General features: G+C 66.2%; 14 protein-coding genes. 3 read left to right on the top strand and 11 right to left on the bottom strand.

Features of this window, described 5'->3' with window-relative positions; all coding sequences use genetic code 11:
• Positions 1–16 precede the first annotated feature (16 nt).
• Both ASE89_RS11170 and ASE89_RS11165 read left to right on the top strand, forming a co-directional pair.
• A complete protein-coding gene (locus tag ASE89_RS11170; protein WP_056677625.1) occupies positions 17–2,692 on the top strand; it encodes a TonB-dependent receptor in 2,676 nt (891 codons plus the stop codon).
• Complete coding sequence (locus tag ASE89_RS11165) at positions 2,692–4,188, top strand: tannase/feruloyl esterase family alpha/beta hydrolase (RefSeq protein WP_056677622.1); 1,497 nt, start codon at positions 2,692–2,694, stop codon at positions 4,186–4,188. The genes ASE89_RS11170 and ASE89_RS11165 overlap by 1 nt, the downstream gene beginning before the upstream one ends.
• Positions 4,189–4,479: 291 nt before the next feature.
• Here the strand turns inward: ASE89_RS11165 and ASE89_RS11160 are convergent, their stop codons facing one another.
• From ASE89_RS11160 to ASE89_RS11115, 10 genes are all read right to left on the bottom strand, one after another.
• Positions 4,480–7,179 (bottom strand): TonB-dependent receptor domain-containing protein, encoded by a 2,700-nt coding sequence (locus ASE89_RS11160; protein WP_056677619.1) that lies wholly within the window; start codon positions 7,177–7,179, stop codon positions 4,480–4,482.
• A 26-nt stretch (positions 7,180–7,205) separates the two neighbouring features.
• A complete protein-coding gene (locus ASE89_RS11155) occupies positions 7,206–8,933 on the bottom strand; it encodes a CocE/NonD family hydrolase (RefSeq protein ID WP_168427646.1) in 1,728 nt (575 codons plus the stop codon).
• 89 nt (positions 8,934–9,022) lie between these two features.
• Positions 9,023–10,114: a CapA family protein gene (locus tag ASE89_RS11150; RefSeq protein ID WP_056677669.1), complete on the bottom strand. Its 1,092-nt coding sequence runs from the start codon at positions 10,112–10,114 to the stop codon at positions 9,023–9,025.
• The gene (locus ASE89_RS11145) at positions 10,111–11,265 is read right to left on the bottom strand and encodes a CaiB/BaiF CoA transferase family protein (protein WP_082451423.1); all 1,155 of its coding nucleotides are present in this window, start codon (positions 11,263–11,265) and stop codon (positions 10,111–10,113) included. Before ASE89_RS11145 ends, ASE89_RS11150 begins: the two co-directional genes overlap by 4 nt.
• Positions 11,262–12,434 (bottom strand): CaiB/BaiF CoA transferase family protein, encoded by a 1,173-nt coding sequence (locus ASE89_RS11140; protein ID WP_056677610.1) that lies wholly within the window; start codon positions 12,432–12,434, stop codon positions 11,262–11,264. The genes ASE89_RS11145 and ASE89_RS11140 overlap by 4 nt, the downstream gene beginning before the upstream one ends.
• A complete protein-coding gene (locus ASE89_RS19775; RefSeq protein ID WP_082451422.1) occupies positions 12,431–14,590 on the bottom strand; it encodes a 2-hydroxyacyl-CoA dehydratase family protein in 2,160 nt (719 codons plus the stop codon). The genes ASE89_RS11140 and ASE89_RS19775 overlap by 4 nt, the downstream gene beginning before the upstream one ends.
• A complete protein-coding gene (locus tag ASE89_RS11130; RefSeq protein WP_056677606.1) occupies positions 14,587–15,828 on the bottom strand; it encodes a CaiB/BaiF CoA transferase family protein in 1,242 nt (413 codons plus the stop codon). Before ASE89_RS11130 ends, ASE89_RS19775 begins: the two co-directional genes overlap by 4 nt.
• The gene (gene dctP / locus ASE89_RS11125; protein WP_082451421.1) at positions 15,825–16,919 is read right to left on the bottom strand and encodes a TRAP transporter substrate-binding protein DctP; all 1,095 of its coding nucleotides are present in this window, start codon (positions 16,917–16,919) and stop codon (positions 15,825–15,827) included. Before dctP ends, ASE89_RS11130 begins: the two co-directional genes overlap by 4 nt.
• Positions 16,916–18,217: a TRAP transporter large permease gene (locus ASE89_RS11120; protein ID WP_236701724.1), complete on the bottom strand. Its 1,302-nt coding sequence runs from the start codon at positions 18,215–18,217 to the stop codon at positions 16,916–16,918. The genes dctP and ASE89_RS11120 overlap by 4 nt, the downstream gene beginning before the upstream one ends.
• Positions 18,214–18,756, bottom strand: a complete 543-nt coding sequence (locus ASE89_RS11115; protein ID WP_056677603.1) for a TRAP transporter small permease — start codon at positions 18,754–18,756, stop codon at positions 18,214–18,216. The genes ASE89_RS11120 and ASE89_RS11115 overlap by 4 nt, the downstream gene beginning before the upstream one ends.
• Positions 18,757–18,907: 151 nt before the next feature.
• Between ASE89_RS11115 and ASE89_RS11110 the strand changes: the two genes are divergently transcribed.
• The gene (locus ASE89_RS11110) at positions 18,908–19,324 is read left to right on the top strand and encodes a MarR family winged helix-turn-helix transcriptional regulator (RefSeq protein WP_056677600.1); all 417 of its coding nucleotides are present in this window, start codon (positions 18,908–18,910) and stop codon (positions 19,322–19,324) included.
• Positions 19,325–19,327: 3 nt separating this feature from the next.
• Here the strand turns inward: ASE89_RS11110 and ASE89_RS11105 are convergent, their stop codons facing one another.
• Entirely contained in the window at positions 19,328–20,434 is a 1,107-nt protein-coding gene (locus tag ASE89_RS11105; RefSeq protein ID WP_056677597.1) for a 5-methyltetrahydropteroyltriglutamate--homocysteine S-methyltransferase, read from the bottom strand.
• Positions 20,435–20,519 lie beyond the last annotated feature (85 nt).

Raw genomic sequence — 20,519 nt, 5'->3', positions numbered from 1 at the left:
ACTAGGGAGAGAGAAAATGACGGATACCCATGCGTGCCGTGCCGGCTGGCTGGCCAAAGCAGGACTTGGCGCACTTGCCATGGGACTGGCGCACCCGGCGCTGGCGCAGACCGCGCAGGACGTGCCCGCGAGCGAGCCGGCGATCGCCGGACCTGCCGAACAGGGCCTGCCCGACGATAAGGCGACACAGGACATCATTGTCACCGGCAGCCGGATCCGCGGCATCGCACCGGTCGGCTCGAACGTCATCGCGATCGACCAGGCGAAGATCGCGCAGGAGCCCGTGACCTCGACCAACGACCTCCTGCGCCGCGTGCCGCAGGTCGTCTCGCTCGGTGCCAACCGCGCCGGCGGATCGTCGCAGAACGGCGCAGCCAACGCGACGCGTGGCGCCGGTATCAACCTGCGCGGTCTCAGCACGAATGCCACCTTGCTGCTCTATGACGGTCGCCGCTTTCCGCCGCAGGGAACGCAGGGCCAGTTCACCGATCCGTCGGTCCTGCCATCGATCGCGCTCAGCCGCGTCGAGGTCGTCGCCGACGGAGCGTCGGCGATCTACGGGTCCGATGCGATCGCCGGCGTCGTCAACTTCATCCTGCGCAAGGATTTCGACGGCATCGAGGGACGCGCGCGCTACGGCTTCACCGACAGCAACTATGACGAGAAGCAGGCGGCGCTGATCGCAGGCAAGCGCTGGGACACCGGCTATGCGATGCTGTCGGGCGAATATACGCACAACTCGCCGCTGTTCGGCAGCGACCTCGATTTCTACCAGAACGACAACCGCGACCGCGGCGGGCGCGACCTGCGCGTCACCAATTGCGACCCCGGCACGATCACCGTCGGCGGGGGCACTTATGCCATCCCGACAGGCGGCGTCACGGCGTCGAACGTCGGATCGCTGGTCCGCGGCACGGCCAATCGCTGCTTCTACGGCGGGCTCGATCCGGTCATCGCCGAGCAGGAACGCTACAGCGTGGTCGGCGCGTTCAGCCAGGACATTACCGAGAACATCCGCGTCTTCGGCGACGGCTTCTATTCGCGTCGCCAGGGCGAGCTGGCGATCAATCCGACGATCAACGCGACGGTCCGCAACACCAACCCGTTCTTCGTCAGCCCGGTCGCGGGCGCGACCTCGGTTCAGGTTGCCTATTCGCTCGTTCCCACCATCGGCCTGCAATATAATCCCTACCGGGCTGACTCATGGAACGTGTCGGGCGGGGTGGAGGCAGCGCTGTTCGGCGACTTCAAGGGCACGGTCTATTACGCGCACGGCGAATCGGAGGAGGTCGCGGATCGCCGCTATTCGGGGGTGAATGCCGCCGCACTCGCCGCGGCGCTGGCCGACACCAACACCGAGACCGCGCTCAACCTGTTCGGCGGGCCCAACAACCGCGCGACGATCGACCGCATCACCGACAACCTGTTCGTCATCACGGGCCGCACCCGGCTCGACGTGATCAACGCGCAGGCCGACGGTTCGCTGTTCGCGCTGCCCGGCGGCAACGTCCGCATCGCGATCGGCGGCGAACGCCGCGTCGAATACACGTTCAGCGATCTGCTGACCGGCCAGGCGGCGACGCCGGTCAGCGTCAACGACGACGGTAGCCGTACCGTCTCCGCTGCGTTCGGCGAATTGTTCGTACCGGTGGTTGGCGCGGCCAACGCATCGGCCGGAATCGAGCAACTGTCGCTGTCGCTGGCGCTGCGCTACGAACATTACAGCGATTTCGGCAGCACCACCAATCCCAAGATCGGTGTGACGTACAAGCCGTTCCCGGGCCTGTCGCTGCGCGGCAGCTATGGCACGTCGTTCCGTGCGCCCACGTTCACCGAGGTATCGACCGTCGCCGGCGGTGCCGGGCTGTACTTCGATACGCTGCCGGGGATCGCCGGCAATCAGATTGGCATCGGCCTTGCGGGCGGCAATCCGGGGCTCAAGCCCGAGACGGCAAAGACCTGGTCGTTCGGCATCGAGGCCGCACCGCTCGACGTGCCCGGCCTGCGCGCCAGCGTGACGTATTTCCGGATCGACTACACCGACCAGATCCAGGCGTTGCGCGGCACGGCGGGTCTGCTCACCAATCCGCTCTACGCCGATTTCGTCCAGCTCAATCCCAGTGCCGCCACGATCGCCGCACTGGTCGGTTCCGGCCTGCCGATCAACAGCGCGATCGATCAGTCGCAGGTCACCTTCATCGCCGACGGCCGACGCCAGAACCTCGGGACGACGCTGCTGCGCGGGCTCGATTTCGGGCTGACCTACGACTGGAGCCTAGGCGATGCGAAGCTCGATGCGGGGATCCAGGGCACCTATGTCCTCGACTATCGGTTCGAGGCGGTGCCCGGTTCGGGGCTGATCGACGTGCTCGACACGTTCGGCTTTCCGCAGAAATTCCGCACCCAGGCCGATGTCGGGCTGTTGTGGGGCGGTCTGCGGTCTCGGTTCACGTGGAATCACCTGTCCGGCTATGACAACAACACGGTCGCGCCGGTCCAGGCGGTCGGCAACTACGACACGTTCGACTTGTCGGTCGGCTATGCCTTCAACGACCACCTGACCCTGACTGGCGACGTGCGCAACCTGTTCGACGAGACACCGCCCTTCGTCGACACCACCAACGGCTATGATCCACAGTCCGCCAACCCCGTGCCGCGCATCATATCGGTGACCGCGCAGGTGAAGTTCTGATGCTTGCTGCCGCGGCTGCCGCGGCATGCGCCGCGCTTGCCGGACCGATGCCAGCCGGCGTGAGCGTTGTCCGGGCGACGACAATCACCCCGGCGCCGGCATGGAGCCCGGTCACGACGGGCCATTATCAGCCGGTCCCGGTGCGCGTTCCGCTCTGCCGCGTCGAGGGGACGATCGGGGGCGATATCGGCTTCGAACTCTGGCTACCGATCGACTGGAACGGGCGGCTGCTGGGGGCGGGCGTCGGCGGCGATGCCGGGGTGTTCAACTATGCAGATATGAGCCGCCGTGTCGCGCAAGGGTTTGCGACCGTGACCACCGACGGCGGCCACAAGAGCACGCAGGCGCGCTGGATGGCGGACGCCAAGGCGCGCGTCGACTACGAACATCGCGCGACGCATCTCACCGCGCGGGCGGCCAAGGCGATCGCGCGGCGCTACTATCGCCGCGATGTCGCCAAGAGCTATTTCCTGGGCTGTTCGGGCGGTGGACGCCAGGCGCTGAAGGAAATGCAGAACTATCCCGGCGACTATGACGGGGTGATCGCCGGTGCGCCCGGGCCGTATATGCCGCTCCAGTCGGTGCGCATGATGTGGGGCGCGCTGCTACAGAAGCACGACCCCGCAGGCGCGCTCCGCGATGGCGACTGGGCGCTGTACGAACGCCGCGCGACGGCGGCGTGCGACGCCAAGGACGGCGTCGCCGACGGCATCGTCGCGAACCCGCTGCAATGCCGGTTCGCTATCGCGACTCTGGCGTGTCGGCCCGGGCAGGCGACAGACTGCCTGTCCGCTCCGAAACTGGCGATGCTCGAGACGATCGTGAAGCCGATGCCCGACGAACGGGGCAGGGCGATGGACTGGGGACTCTATCCCGGAGTGCGGACCCGGCCGGGGCCACCATCGCCGCTACTTCGCGCGATGTGGGCGGACGGCGTCCACGCGGACCCCGACTGGAACGAAGACCGTTTCCGGCGCACGGCCGATCTGGCCGCCGCCAACCGCGCCATGCCCGAGTTGCGGGCGGACAAGACGGCGATCTCACCCTTCCTGCGCGCCGGCGGCAAGGCGATCCTCTATCAGGGTTGGGCCGATCCCTCGACCAACGCCGGACCGACGCTTCGCTATTACCGCGATCTCGCGCGCGCGCAGGGCGGCATCGCCCGGCTTCGCGATTCGGTGCGCCTGTTCATGGTGCCGGGCATGTATCATTGCGCCGGCGGGCCCGGTGCCGATGCGTTCGGCGGATCCGGCCACCCGGGCGAGTCCACCGATCCCGCAGGCGATGTGGTGTGGTCGCTGATCCGCTGGGTCGAACGGGGTAGGGCACCCGACCGCCTCATTGCAGCCAAGCTGGACGCCGGCACGGTCCGGTTCACGCGGCCGCTATGCCCGTTCCCCCAGGCGGCGCGCTACGACGGCATTGGTCCGACGGATCGGGAAACGTCCTACGAATGCAAGGTCGATCCCGACCTGACGCGGCTCATGTCGAACTGAGGGTCGACCGTCGGCGCAGGCGCCGTTCGACCAAATGCATCAGTCGAATGGGTAGGACGGGTGGGCAGCGGGACGTCTCGTCCTCGCAAATGGCGCCGAACCGGCTACCGAGCCCTAAATGGGCCCTGTCGCGCTTCACACTCGCTGTCAGCGGTACTCGTTCGGTGCTGAGCATTGGATCGTGTCCGGCCGGCCATCGCAGCGCACAGGTCGATGCAACCGAGGCCGGTCGTGGTGTCGATCTGTGCTGGCCAACGCCGAGCCGGCGGCGGTTCGCCGCCGGCTCGATTGTCAGAATTGCGCGCGTAGCGAGACCGCGATTTCACGGCCGATTGGGCTGGCCGCCGAGGCGTCGTAGCCGCCGCTGCCGTTGCCCGATGGCGCGATGTTGACATAGGGCGGATCGATATCGAACGCGTTGCGCACTTCCGCGCCGAGGGTAAGACCGCCCAGGATGCCGCTGGCGTTGCTTCCGCCGAGCTTCCACGCGATGCTGAAGTCAACCGGGTTGTAGCTCTTGACGGTCTCGTTCGGCGTGATCGCGTTGTTGGTGTAGCCGCCGACATGCGTGATCGTCGCCTGTACGCGGATCGGATCGAGGTCCCAGGCCAAGCTGCCGCGCGCTTTGAACTTCAGCGGGAAGAAGATCGTGTTGCGGCGGTCGACCGGCGTCCCCGCCGGCGTCACCGAGACCTCGTAGCGAGTCAGGTAGGTGCCGTTCGCGTTAAGCAGGAACGTACCCAGGGTGGCGGTTGGTAAGGTGTAGTTCGCCGTAAAGTCGATACCTTCGGTCTGCGATTTGCCGAGATTGTTGTTGCGGCCATCGACGAACAGCGTGACCGGCGACGGCGGTACGCCCACCACGGCGACGCCAGAGGCGATCAACTGCGCGACACGCGCTGCGGCGTCCGCACCGCGAAGGATGATGCCGGTTCCCGTAAACTGCGCTTCGCGGGAGAGGATCGCCAGGTCGGACAGGTAAGCGTCGACCTGATTGCGGTAATTGACGTTAAAATAGGTCGCACTCAGCTTCAGCCGTGGGAGGACATCCCAGTCGGCGCCGAGCGACCAGGTCGTCGCGGTCTCCGGTCCGAGATTGAGGTTGGGACCAGACAAGGCGACGCCGACGATCGGAGGGCCAGCCGGGTTCTGGTAGGTCTGCGTGAACAGGCTGTTCGAATTGCCGTAGATTTGCGTGATCAGCGGCGCGCGGAACGAGGTGCCGTAGCTGCCGCGCAGTACCAATCTCTTCAGGGGCGACCAATTGACGCCGAACTTCGGATTGGTCGTGTTGCCGGAGTCGCTGTACTTGTCGTAGCGCACGGCCGCGTCGAACTCGAGCCGCTGGAAACCGGGAATGGCGTTGGCAGACCCGAAGATCGGGACCAGCAATTCGCCATAGACCGAATCCACGCGCCGACCGAAGTGGCGATAGACGATCGGTGTCCCGATCTGGCCGCGTGCATTGCCGAGGTTGACCTTTATCTCCTGGCCCTCGTAGCCCGCGGCAAGCTTCACGTCGCCGCCGGGCAGCGCGAACAGACTGCCGTTCAGTCGCGCTTCGTAGCCGGTGAAGCGGCTGAGCGTCGGCGCCAGGAACACGCTGTTATTGATCGCCTGCAAGGTCGCGGCGGACGTTCGACCGAGCCCGTAAGGATCGAACGCAGTGGCGGGGTTGCTGCTGGCCAGCGCAGCGTTGAGGTTGGCGGCGGTCAGCCCGGTAAAGGTGTTCGACTGATCGTTGCTCCGGCCATAGCTGTAGATGCCCTCGAACTGGAAATCGCCGAACAGTTTCACGCGCACGCCTGGGGAAATCTGCCAGTTCTCGGCACGGCCCGGATTCATGTTGCGCGGCAGGATATCCCTGAAGTTGTAGCCTATCGCGTAGCTGCTGCCGGTGAAGCCCGCGGGACGGACGAAGAAGGCGTTGGTCTGCGGTACGGTCAGTGTCGCCGTGCTGTCCCCGGCAGTGCGCAGGAACTTGCGGTACGAGTAGAATCCGTCGGCGAAGACCGTGACGCGGCTGCCCACATCCTGCGTGAACGTCATGTTGGCGGAATCATAGGTCTGCTCGGGGAACAGATCCTGGTTGGTGATATCGTCGCAGCGGTTGGACGTGCCCGCGACCAGCGCCCCGGCCGTCGCCTGTGTGACGCCGCCCGAGGGAATGGCGTAGGAGGTGCCCCCCGCCGTGATGGTGCCGGGCGAGCAGCGCGTGACGCTGTAGTCGTTGCCGCCGAACGCGGTCTGGTTCGAGCGGAAATAGTTGCGATCGTTGCCGCTCAACGCCGAGCGATAGGTATGCTCGAAGGCGACCATGAGCTGGCCCTGGCTCCATTTATGACCGACGGCGAGGCCCGTCTGCCATTGATGAAAATCGTCGGCGGTGCCGTATCGCGCCGATGCCTCGACGCCATCGAGCGAGCGGCGCGGGATGAGGTTGACCACGCCCGCGACGGCGTCGGAGCCGTAGATCGCCGAGGCGCCGTCGGCGATGACCTCGACCCGTTCGAGGCCGAGCGTCGGGATGATCGACGGGTCGACCGCGCGGCTGTTGTTCACGACGCGGTGGCCGTCTACCAGGATCAACGTCGCATAGGGGCCGATACCGCGTAGATTGACGCTATTGCCGTAGGTGACGTTGCCGCTGCCGCCGGACTGGCCACGCGAGTTCTCGCTGACGCCCAGATCGAACACCTGCGGGATCTGCTTGATCAGGCGGTCGGTGGTGACCGCGCCACCCGCCACGGCATCCTCGCGTCCAAGGGATATCACCGTAGAGCCGACCGGCGCTGCACCGCGGACGCGGCTACCAGTGACGATGATGTCGGCGTTGACGTCGTCGCTCGTGACCCTCACCGGACCGGCTTCCGGCGGATTTGCAGGCGCTGGTTCCGGATCGGCCGGTCTCGCCTGCGCGAAAGCAGGCTGTGCGATGATCAGCGTCATCAGCGCGGTCGATACCAGCGCCGCTGTGCGTATCCCTGTCATACGATCTCCCCCAAAATCTTTTGTGTTCATTGGAATGTTGCTGTGGTCGTGAACGGCAGGTCGACGCGCGACCCTTCCGGCCCGCCGGTCAGGATGCGAAACTCGGGCGGCGGCGTCTGACGGATCTGCGCGAGATTGCGCTGGCGCGGATCGGCACCCGCCAGGGTCACCCGGATGCGGTGGCCGCGCTGGAAGGTGTAGGCGCGGGGCGACAGGCTGAACGCGAGCGTCGCGGGGATCTCCGGCGTCATGGGTGCGACGTCGGCCTGCAATCCCGAGTGATAGGGCAGGTCGAGCCGGGCATAGGGCGGACGCGACAGCTTGCGATGCGCGGCGTCCAGACGACCATGCGCGATCACCGTCGCCTGGCCATCCGGCGCAACGTCTTCGACATAGGCGAACAGCACCGCATCGGGCTTGTCGATCGCGACGCGGATACGCGCGACGGGATAGCCGAGAATGCGCGCGTCGCTGGCTAGCGGTGCGGTCGTGAAGGTCGGGCCGAACTTGTCCATCGGCTTGGGCCAGAAGGCGAAATAGTCCGCCCCGGGAACGTCGTAATCGACCTTGAAGCGAGTCTCGTCGGCTGCGGGTCTGGTAAGGCCCAGCGTCGCGGCGGTCGCGCCGAGATAGACCGGCGTGCGGACGATACCGACTCCGGGCAATGTCCTCGAGCGGACCAGTTCGCCGCCGGTGCCGTCCTCGCGCCACCATGTGTAGCGCGGCTCGCGCTCGATGCCGTTGTCGATCCCGCGCACATAATGGTCGAAGAAGCGCCGCTGTTCGCCGGCGATATCGAACTGGCTCGGCGCGGCGCAGTGGCCCCCGGGGCCGACGATGAGTTTCCCCGGGATGTTGGCGGCGGCAAGGATCATCTGCTCAGTCGGCTCGTCCGACCAATTGCTCCAGAAATACCAGGCGAGCCTTGGGTTGGTCAGGGCCTTGAGGTGGGTATAGGGTCCGACCTCCTCCCAGAAGCGCGTGCCGGTGTAGGAGGACATGCTGTCGCGATACGGCATGCCGGCCCATAGCGGCCCCATCGGCGTGTTCCCGGCGTGCTGCGCCACAGCCTGCTTCAGCAGCGCGCCGTTCGCGTCGGCATCAACCGGCACGCTGGCGGCATCGACGCTCAGCGGTTCGTCGGGCCGCGTGTTGAACTGCGCCGTGATGCCGCCGTTGCGGACGAAGCTGTATTTGTCGATGTCGGTCGCGGCGGTGAACACCGCGCGAAGCGCTGGAGGCGAGGCGCCGGCGACCAGCATCGTAGTGCCGCCCAGATACGAGCAGCCGGTCATTCCGACCCTGCCGTTCGACCAGGGTTGCGCGGCGATCCACTGGACCAGGTCACGACCGTCTTTTGCCTCGGTTTGGTCGAGGAAGCCACGCCGCGCGCCGAACGAAGCGCCCTTGCCGCGTATATCAGCGATCGCGACGGCATAACCGGCCGCGACCAGTGCGCGGAACCCGAAGATCGCCTGGTCGAACGTCTCGACCAGCTTGCCCTTGTCGAAATAGCGCGCCCGGTACGGGGTGAATGCGAAGATCGTCGGCAGCTTCGAAGTGACCGGTTTGCCGTCGACGGCCGGACGATAGACGTTGATCGCCAACCGCGTGCCATCGCGCACCGGCACGTAGATCGACGAACGCGCGACGCGGCCGGTGTCCTGCTGCGCGGTCGCCGGGGCAATGCCTGCCGCGAGCACGGCCACAATGGCGAGGCAACTGCCCGCCCCGATCGAGACTGTTCGCCTCATCATCACTCTCCCGCATGGTCTATCGCCACGCCAGGAAGATGACTGATTTAGTACTGAGATACAACTGTAATGTTGTACACCATTATTATTTATCGAACCATTTGTCTGAGGTCGAGCGGAGCGAGCCCCACGCGTTGTCCGACGGCGTCGATATAGCGCGCGACCGTCGCACCCTGCGCGTCCGGGGCAAGGATCGGGCGGCCGGGCGCCTCGAACCAGAGCGGCGTGAACCCGGCATCGACCTTCCCGTCGGAATGCCAGCGCAACCGCCCGATCAGGCCGTGGCGCGCCTCTGGATGGAACGGCGCGAGCGTGTACGCGGGGTCCGGCTCGAACCCGAACATCGCCTTGCGCCGCTCGGCCCATTCGCGGCGTGCGGGGTGGTCCTGCGCAGGGCTCAGCGCGTGGGTCACGACGACGCCGTTGCCGAGCCCGTGGAAGATGGGCCGGCCGCGATGGAATTCGATACCTTGCGCGATATGCGCATGATGGCCCACGACGACGTCGGCGCCCGCGTCGATCGCCGCTTGCGAAAGCGGTCGCTCGTAGGGGGCAAGCGTCGCGGGCGAATGCGTCACGCCCTTGTGCAAGGCGACGACCACCAGCGTGTCCCGTCCGGTCTGCGCGCGGATCATTGCCTGCATGTCGGCCAGTGACGCGGGGTCGATCGCGTCGAGCCGCGCCTGTGGCCGCGTTGCGCCACCATCGGTGGCGGCGATGCGGACATAGGCGGAACCGGCGCGATCCGCGGTCGCCCAGGCGATCTCCGGCCCGACGCAGTTGAAGCTCAGCAGGATGATGCGGCGTCCGCCGACCGCCATCAGCGCTGGACGATGGGCGGCGGCCAGGTCCGCACCTGCGCCGGCATGCGCGATGCCCAGCAGGTCGAGCTCCACCAACGTGTCGGCGATCCCTATGGCGCCGCAATCGGCGATATGGTTGCCGGCCATCGATACGGCCGTCACCCCGGCCCGTGCGAGCGCCGCGAGGTGATTCGGATCGGCACCAGGCGCGGGCACGTCGCCCGTCAGCTCGACGCCGCGCCGGGTGTGCGGCACTTCGAGATGCGCGATCGTCACGTCGACCGCGCGGGTGAGGGGTGCGATGCCCGACAGCCAGTGGTCCGGATCGGGCACGTCGAGGATGATGTCGCCGAGCAGCGCGATGTCGAGCATGCTCATCCCCACGGTGCAAGACCGAGTTCGGCAAGTACCTCGGCGGTATGCTGGCCGATGGTTGGAACCTGCCACGGCTCCGTTGACGCGTCTATGGTGAAGCCGGGCCCGACCACGGCGATGTCGCGATCGGCGCCGGGCACGTCGGCGCGGACGATCAGCCCGCGATCGACGATGTGCGGATGCCGTGCAGCCTGACCAACGTCGCGCAGCATAGCGGCAGGAATGCCGGCCTGGGTGAGCCGCGCCTCGAGATCCACGGCATACTCGCTCGAGAGCAGTTCGACGATGAGCGCGCGCAACGCATCGTAATGCTCGACCCGCGCCGGATGGGTCGCAAAGCGGGGGTCGTTAATCAGATCGGCGCGACCGAGCACGTGCCACAGCGCCTCGACCTGATGCTGGTGGTTGGCGCCGAGGGCGATCCAACCCTTCGCGGTCGGGTAATATTCCGCCGTCGCGACGAGCCGATAGCCACGATTGCCGGTGCCCGCGGGCGCGACACCGGTAAAGCTTTCGACCGCCAGGTTGGTGGCCATCAGCTTTAGTGCGGCGTCGAGCATCGCGATGTCGACATCGCCACCGTTTCCCGTCGCGTCGCGCGTGCGCAACGCTGCGAGGATCCCGATCACGGCAAGATAGCCGCTGAACGAATCGATCACCGGAATGCCGATCTTGCGCGGCTCGCCGCTCCGGGCTTCCATCATCGCCATGCCCGACATCGCTTGGGCGATATGGTCATAGGCGCCCCAGTCGCGAAGCGGGCCCGACTGGCCGAACCCGCTGATTGCGGCGATCACAAGCCGCGGATTGAGCGCGCGCAAACGGTCGTTGGAAAAGCCGAGACGGGCGAGCACGCCGGGGCGGAAGTTCTCCACCAGCACGTCTCCGCGCATGACGAGGGCATCGAGCGCCGCACGACCTTCGTCGGATTTCAGGTCGAGCGCGACCGACCGTTTGCCCGCGTTGATGGCGGCGAACGGGATGCTCATCTTCGCCAAGCCACCATGTTCGGTATAGTCGCGGAAGTCATCGCCGCGTTCGGGTGGTTCGATCTTGACGACGTCGGCGCCCAACTGCGCGAGCATCAACGTGCAAGTTGGGCCGGATACAGCGTGAGTCAGATCGACCACGCGGATGCCCTCAAGCGGTCTCATCGTTTACGCTCCGTCGACGTGAAGAGCCCGGATGCCTGCAATTGGGCCGTTTCGCCTGGTGAGAAGCCGACGTCCGCAAGGATCGAGTCGGTGTCGCTGCCGGCCGGTGTGCCGACGCGAAGGTCAGGCGCGTCGTCCCCGAGCCGGAACGGCGTGCTGACCTGCGTTACTGGTCCAACCGGCGTGTCGAGGGTGACGGCCATGCCGCGCCCGCGCATTAAGGTGCTGTTCAGCGCTTCGGCGGGCGACAGCACGGGTGTCGCCTGCGTGTCTGCATCATCGAGGATCGCAAGCCACGCGGCACGCGGGCGAGCGGCCAGCGTTTTGGCGATCTCGCGCTCGAGATCAGGCCAGCGTGCCGGTGTCTCGCGCCAGGAAGTGAGGTCCTCGCGACCAATCGCCGCACAGAAGCGGCGCCAATAGGGTAGCTCCATGTCGGTGGTGCACAGGAAAGCGCCGTCCGCGCATTCCCACACGCCGCCCTTCGGGTGAAACGCGCCGTCTGACGGTCCGAGACTCGCAGGATCGTCGGTGCGGCCTAGTGCGACCATAGCGAGCGGCAGGCAGGCATCGCTCATCGCGATGTCGATCCTCGTGCCCCGGCCAGTGCGATCGCGAGCCCGCAGCGCCGCGAGCACGGCGATCGTTGCATGAGCGCCTGCCAGTACGTCGGCCACCTGCACGCCGGGCAGCGTCGGTCGTGCCGTGCCGTTGAGGCGCGACAGTGCGCCGCCCAGTGCCAGTGCGCCGGGGTCGTGCCCGGCCTTGCCGGCAAGCGGTCCGTCCTGCCCGGCAAACGAGACCGAACAGTAGATGAGATGCGGGTGCCATTCCGAGACCTCCGCGTATCCCAGGCCCATCGCCGCCATCGTGCCGGGCCGGTAATCCTCGACGAGAATGTCCGCACGCGCGAGGAGCGCGTCGAGTACCGTTCGTGCCTCCGGGTGCGTGGGGTTGAGCGTGATGCTGCGCTTGTTGCGCTGGTAGCTAGGCCGCGCGCGGCGACGCCGCTCGGCCGTCGGATCGGCCAGTGCGACCTTGGCCACTTCGCGCGGATGCTCGACGCGGATCACGTCGGCGCCGAGATCACCGGCGATCCAGCCGGGATAGGCACCCGGCAGGAATCGCGAGAAATCGAGGATGGTTACCCCGTCCAGCGCGCCACTCATACCGGGCGTGCGCCACTGCGCCGCGCTGCCCGCTCGGCGGCGGGGCCATCGAGGAACGCGCGCATCGCCGCATCGATCGTACCATCGTCCGCCGCATCCGGACTATAGTTGTCGATGCCGAGATCGAGCACCGGCACGCCGGCCGCCTGCAACGCGCGCAACACAAAGGGATCGGCGTCGGATAGAGCGACCGCGGCGTCGACGCCGTGCGTTTCGGCTTCGTGCACGTGCCACGGCCCGGCCCAGCCGGGCAGGCGCAGTTCGTCGCCCATCGTCACGAACCGCGCGGCAAGCGCACGCATGGGATCCCGGCCGCCTTCGGTGCTGCGCAAATAGCCATCGGCGGCCAGCGCCAGGTACATCGACCAGACGAAGACCGCGCCGTGGCTCTCTTCCCAGCGCTGGTACCACGCCATGTCGCTCCACAGCCCGCGCCCGACCCACATCAGGCGGATCCGTTCGTTCGGCACTGCCGCCTCGCCGGCGGAAACGCGCGCGGCAACCTCGTCATGGAATGCCTTGGCGGCGTCGCGGGCCCATGCGGTGCCGCGATGCCATTGCGGGACCATCGTCGCGGGCATCGAATCGACGATCCCGATCGGTGCTGGAACGGTTCGGGCGATCAGATCGCGGGTCCGCCTGTAATATCCCTCCTGTTCGTTGACGAGGTCCATCACCTCGGCAAAACGAGTAGCATCGAAGCATCGACCGGTGGCGGTTTCAAGCGCCGCGATCACCTCGGCCAGTTCGGCCTCCAACAGGTCGAGCCGCGCCGGTTCCAGCACCTTGTCCCAGCGCTCCGGCAGATCGTCCCACCACCGGATCGGCAGCGTCCAGCGCGGATCGATGGTGCGCGCGTAAATGAACGGCGTAACGTCGGCGGCATGGCCCCATTCGGCGAAGAGCGCCGCAGTCGCGTCGGACGAGGCGACCGCGTGGAGGTGATGCGGACGAGGCAGCCCGCCCCAAGGGGCGTGGTCCGCGTCATCATCGAACAGGGCCGCCAGACCCTGCGCACTGTAAGGTTCCGCGCGCGTCGGTAGATCATGCGCCTTCAGCAGGCCCAGATACCGTCGTGACTGCTGCTTCGCCGCGACGATCGATGCCCACCATTGGTTGACGACGAACGGAACGTCGAGCGCCCGCAGGATTTCCTGGGGGGCGTTGGCGTTGACGACCGCGAATGGCTCACCCGCCGCGACACGGGCGCGGATGCCGGCGAACCAGTCGCGCTGATAACGGCCGAAATCGGCGAGCGAAGTTAGCGACTTGCGGCTGCGCGCGGCCGACGCTGGGCGTGCTGTCGTATCGGGAGCCCGCGCTACTGTTGCGGGTGCGGTGCTTGCCGGTGCGACGAGTTGCGCGACGATCGCTTCTGGCGCGTCGATCGATCCGGCGACGGTCAGCACGGAAAGCCCGCGCCGATTCAATGCGGCCAGCGTCCACGGCGCGGCCTCGTCGCCATCGAGCGTCACATGGAGCACCGTTTCGGCACTGGACTGGGTCATCAGATCGGCCACACGCGCCGCGCGTGCGTCGGGATCGCGGAGTTGTGGAGGGGTACGAAGCCGCGGGTCGGCGAGGGCATCGAGATCGTCTGACGAAGCGTCGTCGACGGCATTGGGCTCGTCGCCGACGATCGCGAAGCCGGCCGCGTCCATCGCCGCGCGAAGCGAATCCGACTCGATCCGCGATCCGGTGACGACCACACGGCGCCCGACGCCTGTCGGACTCCGATCGGGTTCGCCTATCGTAGCAGTTTCGATCGCTTTTGGCAGGCTGTTCAGCCAGGAACCGAGCCTGTCCAGCCTTACGCGGTTGTAGGCGCGTGCTGAAGGTCGATCCAGATGGATGAGGTCGAGCAGGTGGCATGGAGGCGGCGTCGCTTCGCCCAGCCGTGCGAGTTCGCGCAGGATCGCATAGACCTGAACCTGTTCGGCATCCGCGCTGGTCACGAGCACGGGAGCATCGTCCGGTTTGGCCGCGAGGAGGGGCTCGAGCAGGCGACGTCCGCGCGGCGACAGACCTTTCATGCCGGTCGCCGCATCGGCGCGCGGCGTTAGGCCCTCGTGAACCTCTATCGGCCATGCGGAAAAGCCGTGCTTCGCGAGCCACTCGATCGGTATATCGATGCCGATCGTGCGGATCGGCGTCATATCGTGCCTGCCGTAGCGAGCGCTGCGACCTTCTCGTCGGAATAGCCGAGCGCACGATAGACGTCGTGATTGTGCTCGCCGATCGCGATCGGCAGGACGGGATCGAACCCAGTCTCGGCGGCGGAAAAGCGGATCGGGATGCCGGCGGTGCGCAAGTCGGTCTCGGACGGATAGGATGGATGCGCGATCTCGACCGTCTCGCCGCGTGCTACGACGCGCGGATCGTCCATCGCCTCTTCGGGATGACGAACCGGCGCAACCGGAACGCCGTGCGCCTCGAGCGCCGCCACTACCTCGGCTACGGCGTGCGCACGGGTCCAATTAGTAATGCGGGCCTCAAGCACGATCGCATTGGCGACGCGGGCATCGCGCGTCGCGAACAACGGGTCTTTGCCAAGTTCGGGGGCGCCCATCGCGGCGAACAGGCCGCTTGCCAGCTTCTCGTGCACCGCGACGATCGCGACATAGCCATCGGCGCATTCGAACACGCCGAACGGCGACAGCCGCTGGACCGTCAGCCCGGTGCGCGCGGGCATGCCCGCAGCGGCAAGCGCGGACCAGTTCTCGATCGCGACGAACGACGTCAGCGCGCCCAGCATGGACACGTCGACATGCTGTCCCTCGCCGGTGCGATGGCGTTGTTCGATCGCGGCGAGAATGCCGATCACGGAAAAGACCGGCGCGAGCATGTCGGCTATCGGTACGCCGAAGCGCACCGGCGGATGATCAGGCTCGCCGCTGGTGTACATCGCGCCCGACAATGCCTGGATGAGAACGTCCATCGCCTTGTCGCCGCCGCGTGAGTCCGCGCCGAACCCGGACAGCGAGCAGTAGACGATGCGCGGATTGGCGGCACGGGCGGCCGCGTACCCGACGCCCAGCCGGTCGGCGGTGCCGGCGGTAAAGTTCTCGACGACGATATCGGCGCTGCGCACGAGGTCGGCGAAGATCGCCGGCGCCTGAGGATCCTTGAGGTTCAGGCCAACGCCATATTTTCCGCGGCCGCGCGTCAGGTGCGAGATCGAGATGTCGTCGTCATGCCGCCGCTCAACCGCGATTCCGTCGCGCCCAACATACGGGCTATTGTCGCGGGCTAAATCGCCGCCGCGCGGATCCTCGACCTTGATCACGCGTGCGCCCAGCCCGGCGAGAAGCAGCGTGGCATAGGGCCCGGCGAGCGCGCGGGTTAGATCGATGACGGTCAGGCCCTCGAGGGGGCGGGTGTTGGGCTCGGTCAAGGCTTTGGTCCTTTGGAAGCGGCGCAGCGGATCGGGTCTGACGTCCCAGCGGCGGCGATGATGCGTTGCGCCTCGGCGAGCACGGAGGTGCCGTCGATGCCGAGCGAGGCAAGCCGCCCGGCCTGTGTCTTCGCGTCAGCCGTGTAGAGCGCGTCGAAATGGGCTTGGTCGGCGGCGGGGAAGGGGGTGAAGGCCATGCCGTTCTGGCGGCCGAATTCCGTTCCCGCGTCTTCGGCCTTGAGCAGTTCGGTGTTTAGCGCAGCCTCCCATACACGACGCGAGGCGGCCATCAGGCGCTGCAGATCTGGCGGCAGCCGGCGCCAGGAGCGGTCCGACATGGCGCGCGCTGGATAGGCTCCGCGGCTGAAGCGTATCGGCGTGAAATGTTTCGCAACTTCCGAGAAATGCAGACTCTTGATCGTATCTGCGGGCGCCACGACGCCGTCGATGATGCCCTTGGCAAGCGCCGAATAGACTTCGCCCATCGGCATGTTGACCGGGTTTGCGCCAAGTTGCCGCAAAACGTCGTTGGCATCGGTCTGCGCGCGCAAGCGAAGCCCCTTAAAGTCAGCAAGCGAGCGCACCGCCCGGGTCCGGGTAAGGACGCCCGGGAAGTTCCCGCCCTGTACCGCGAGCACGTGGAGCCCGGCGAGTTCCCGGTCGAATTGCGGAAAGCGCTGGGCGAGGCAGTCATAGATCGCCACTTGGTCGCCGATCGTCCGCACGCCGCCGTAGAAACCCGACTGCGCGCGCAGCAGGTGCACACCGCCACGCGTATAAATCGGCGTGATCAGCCCGATATCGGCGACGCCGTGACGGATCTCGACCATACTCTGGTCGGACGACAACAGTGCCCCGCCCCAGAAGGGCTTGATGCGGATGCGCCCATGGCTCTGCGCCTCGACCGCCTTCATCCAGGAGATATCGGCGCGGCTGAAAGGATGCGTCGGTGGATACGGGCTAGCATAGGTGAGCGTGATCAGCGCATCGTCGGGGCTATTCGGTTGGTCCGCTGGACGGCACGCCCCAAGACCAAGACCAAGACCAAGCGCGACCACCACGAGCGGGATGAGCCTGAACAGCCGGGTCATGCGATCACCTTCGGCAGCCAGAGTACGACGATGGGAAAGGCGATGATAAGTCCCAGATGGATGAAGTCGGCGATGAGGAACGGAACGATTCCGCGAAAGATGGTGCCGAGCGGAATGTCGCGTGCCATCGCCTGGATGACATAGACGTTGAGGCCGAGGGGCGGGTGGACGAAGCCGATCTCCATCGTCCGCACCAAAAATATGCCGAACCAGACCGGGCTCATGCCCAGCTGTTCGGCGATTGGCAGGAAAATGGGCGTGGTCAGTAGCATCAGCGCCAAGCCGTCGAGGAACGAGCCGAGCAGCAGCAGCACAAGGGCCATAACGAGGATCGCGATCGTCGGCGTGGCGTGCGCGTCAGTCACCAGCTTAGCGAGATGCTCAGTGATCTCGCTGACGCTGATGAAGGTCGCGAACAGGATCGCGCCAATGATGACGACATAGATCATGCCGGTCGTACGCAGCGTCGCCCGCAGCGCGTCGGCAAAGGCGACGCGGGTGATACCGCCGCGAAACATCCATAGCAACAGCGCGCCCGCAACGCCGACCGAGGCGGCTTCCGTCGGTGTGAACCAGCCGATCATCAGACCGCCGATCACGAACAGGATCAGCAACAGGATGTCGGCAATGCGGCGCAGCGCTGGCCAGCGCTCGCGCCACGGCATGCGGATTGTCGCCGGCCCGAGAGCGGGGTTGATCGCGCAGAGGATGGCGATCGTCGCCATGTAGAAGATCGCCTGCGTAACGCCGGGGATGATCGCCGCGGCGAATAGCTTGCCGATCGACTGTTCGGCAATGATGCCGAACACGATCAATGCGCCCGACGGCGGTACCAGCGAGCCGAGCGTACCGCCCGCCGCAAGCGCGCCAGTGGCGAGGCCCGGATCGTACCCCGCGCGGCGCATTTCCGGCAGCGCGACTGAGGTGACCGTGGCGACGGTCGCCAAGCTCGATCCGCTGATCGCGCCGAACCCGGCACACCCGCCGATCGACGCGAGTGCCAGCCCGCCGCGCCGATGGCCAAGAAACGCGGCAGCGGCACTGAAGAAGTCGCGGCTCGCCCCCGCTGCGAAGCAGATATGGGCCATCAGCAAGAATAGCGGCAGGACGCCCAGTTCGTATTTCGAGATCGTCTCGAAGGCGACCACGCCAGCCTTGATCACCGCAGGCTCGGGGCCGATCAGGACCGCAATGCCTGACATGCCGACCAATGCGAGCGCGATCCCAATCGGGACGCCCCCGGCGAGCGCCGCGAGCAGGACCAGTATGCCGACGATACCGACGAGTTCGGGCGTCACGCGGCAGTCCTCTTGATCGCCGCGCCCGCGAACAGGACCATAATGATCAGCGTCGCGCCAATCCAAAGCAGCCGGAACCAGCGCAGCGGCAACAGCAGCAACTCGGTCCGCTCATGGCCATTCCACAGGTCCGACGCGACCCAGACCGAGCCGATCGCGAACAGTAAGAAGGTAAGCGCCGACAGTGCATCAGCAACCCGCTGAGCGACACGCGCGCCGCGCGGGGATAGTCGTTCGGTGACGATATGCACTGCCGCGTGGGCGCCGACGATCGTCGCGCCGATCATCGCCGACGACGCGATCAGCACGACCGCGACCTGCACCAGCTCGATCGAGCCCAGAAACGTAAAGCCGATGTGACGGCCGAGCACGGCGATGCCGTCAATCGCTGCGGCGGACAACAGCCCGACAGAGCCGATCCAGAACACGATGCGCTGGGCGCGGCTTGACGGCACCGGGGCTGGCGGTGCGGCGTCCGGCCCGATGTCAGCGACGTCGAAAACGGTCGCGTGCGGATCGGTCATCGTCGATGCGCTCACCACAGTCTCCCCCGATATTGACAGCGCGACGCGGCTGCCTGCTAGATCAAATGATGATCGATATCGTTGTAGGAATCAACTGTAATATGAGATGTCATTTATGATGCGGGTACGGCCATCCCGGCGTGGCGCGGGGCTCTCGTTGGGGCGGATGGACGATTATCTCGGCTTCCGCCTCCGTCGTATCCAGAATCGGCTTTCGAAGGATTTTGCCGTTGCGGTGGCCGAGCACGGGTTGAAGCAGGGGCTGTTCTCGTCGCTGGCGCTGATCTCCGCCAATCCGGGGACGTCGCAGGCGTTCGTTTCGCGCGAAGTGGGGCTCGACAAATCGGCGACCGTGGCAATCGTCGATGAGCTAGAGCGGCGCGGCTGGGCCGAGAGGCAGGCGTCGGTAACGGACCGACGGCGCCACGCGCTGTTCATCACGCCGGCAGGGGACGCGTTCCTCGACCAGATGTTCGTAATCCTCGACAGGACCGAACAGAAGGCGGTCGAGCAACTCAGCGCGGCGGAATTTGCGTTGCTGCAGGAACTGCTCGACCGCATCTATGTGGCGTGCGTGGAATAGGCGCTAGATCTCGCCCCATACGTCGCGTGCGACATCGACCACCAGCCTCAGCTTGTCGGCTTGCTGCCCGACCTCGATGTCGTTGCCATGCACGGTCGACGAGAAGCCGCATTGCGGTGACAGCGCCATCTGGTCGAGCGGCATGTGCTCGGCAGCAGCGTCGATCCGGCGCTTCACGTCGTCCTTGTGCTCGAGCTCGCCGAGCTTGGTGGTGACGAGGCCCAGCACCACGGTCTTGCCCTTGGGAACGTGGCGAAGCGGCGCGAAGTCGCCCGAGCGGGGGTCGTCATATTCGAGGAAATAGCCGTCGACTGCGAGTTCGTTGAAGAGCACTTCCGCAACCGGCTCGTAGCCGCCTTCGGCCGCCCAGGACGAGCGGAAATTGCCGCGGCACAGATGGACGCACACGATCATGTCGTCGGGCCTGTCGCGGATCGAGTCGTTGATGATCCGGGCATAGAGCCGTGGCAGCGCGTCCGGATCCATCCCGCGACGCCGGGCATTCTCGCGCTGGGTGTCGTCGCATAGATAGGCCAGGTTAGTATCGTCGAGTTGCAGATAACGGCATCCGGCCGCGGCCAAGCCGGCGATCTCGGCGCGGTAAGCAGCCGAGAGGTCCGCGTAGAACTGGTCGAGGTCGGGATAGGCGACCGTGTCGATCGCGTCGCGACCGCCGCGGAAGTGCAACATCGTCGGCGACGGAATCGTCACCTTGGGCAGGCGCGACGTAGTTTCGGCAAGGAATTGATAGTCGCGGCGTTGGATGTCGCGCGCATGTCTGACCGACCCAGTGATCTTCATTGCCGGTGGTGCGTAGCTGAGCTCCTTGCCGCCATGCTGGTGGAAATGTACCTGGGTACCGCCGGCTTCCTCGACACCATCGAGCTGAAGCAGGAAGTCGGTGTGGAAATAGGTGCGCCGGAATTCTCCGTCAGTGATTCCCTTCAAGCCCAGATCCTCCTGGAACGCGACCACGCCGCGGATCGCGGCATCCTCGACAGTGCGAAGCGCGTTCGCATCGATCCGCTGCGCAACGAAATCGCTACGGGCTGCAAGCAGTGCCGCAGGACGCAGGAAACTGCCGACGTGGTCGGCACGGAAAGGTGGCATGCCCGACAAATCTTCTCTTCCGGCTTGACGTTTTTTGTATGTAACACGTACGATATTCTTGTCCTGAAAACAGGGCAAGGAGAGA

Source organism: Sphingomonas sp. Leaf30 (assembly GCF_001422525.1).
In the GTDB taxonomy this organism is placed as follows: domain Bacteria; phylum Pseudomonadota; class Alphaproteobacteria; order Sphingomonadales; family Sphingomonadaceae; genus Sphingomonas; species Sphingomonas aerolata.
This window is presented reverse-complemented; position numbering and strand designations above follow the sequence as displayed.

Coding starts and splice junctions, on each gene's coding strand:
- ASE89_RS11155 (WP_168427646.1), bottom strand. CDS start 8,933: ATGAGGCGAACAGTCTCGATCGGGGCGGGCAGTTGCCTCGCCATTGTG.
- ASE89_RS11105 (WP_056677597.1), bottom strand. CDS start 20,434: ATGCCACCTTTCCGTGCCGACCACGTCGGCAGTTTCCTGCGTCCTGCG.
- ASE89_RS11110 (WP_056677600.1), top strand. CDS start 18,908: ATGGACGATTATCTCGGCTTCCGCCTCCGTCGTATCCAGAATCGGCTT.
- ASE89_RS11170 (WP_056677625.1), top strand. CDS start 17: ATGACGGATACCCATGCGTGCCGTGCCGGCTGGCTGGCCAAAGCAGGA.
- dctP (WP_082451421.1), bottom strand. CDS start 16,919: ATGACCCGGCTGTTCAGGCTCATCCCGCTCGTGGTGGTCGCGCTTGGT.
- ASE89_RS11150 (WP_056677669.1), bottom strand. CDS start 10,114: ATGAGCATGCTCGACATCGCGCTGCTCGGCGACATCATCCTCGACGTG.
- ASE89_RS11140 (WP_056677610.1), bottom strand. CDS start 12,434: ATGAGTGGCGCGCTGGACGGGGTAACCATCCTCGATTTCTCGCGATTC.
- ASE89_RS11165 (WP_056677622.1), top strand. CDS start 2,692: ATGCTTGCTGCCGCGGCTGCCGCGGCATGCGCCGCGCTTGCCGGACCG.
- ASE89_RS19775 (WP_082451422.1), bottom strand. CDS start 14,590: ATGACGCCGATCCGCACGATCGGCATCGATATACCGATCGAGTGGCTC.
- ASE89_RS11145 (WP_082451423.1), bottom strand. CDS start 11,265: ATGAGACCGCTTGAGGGCATCCGCGTGGTCGATCTGACTCACGCTGTA.
- ASE89_RS11160 (WP_056677619.1), bottom strand. CDS start 7,179: ATGACAGGGATACGCACAGCGGCGCTGGTATCGACCGCGCTGATGACG.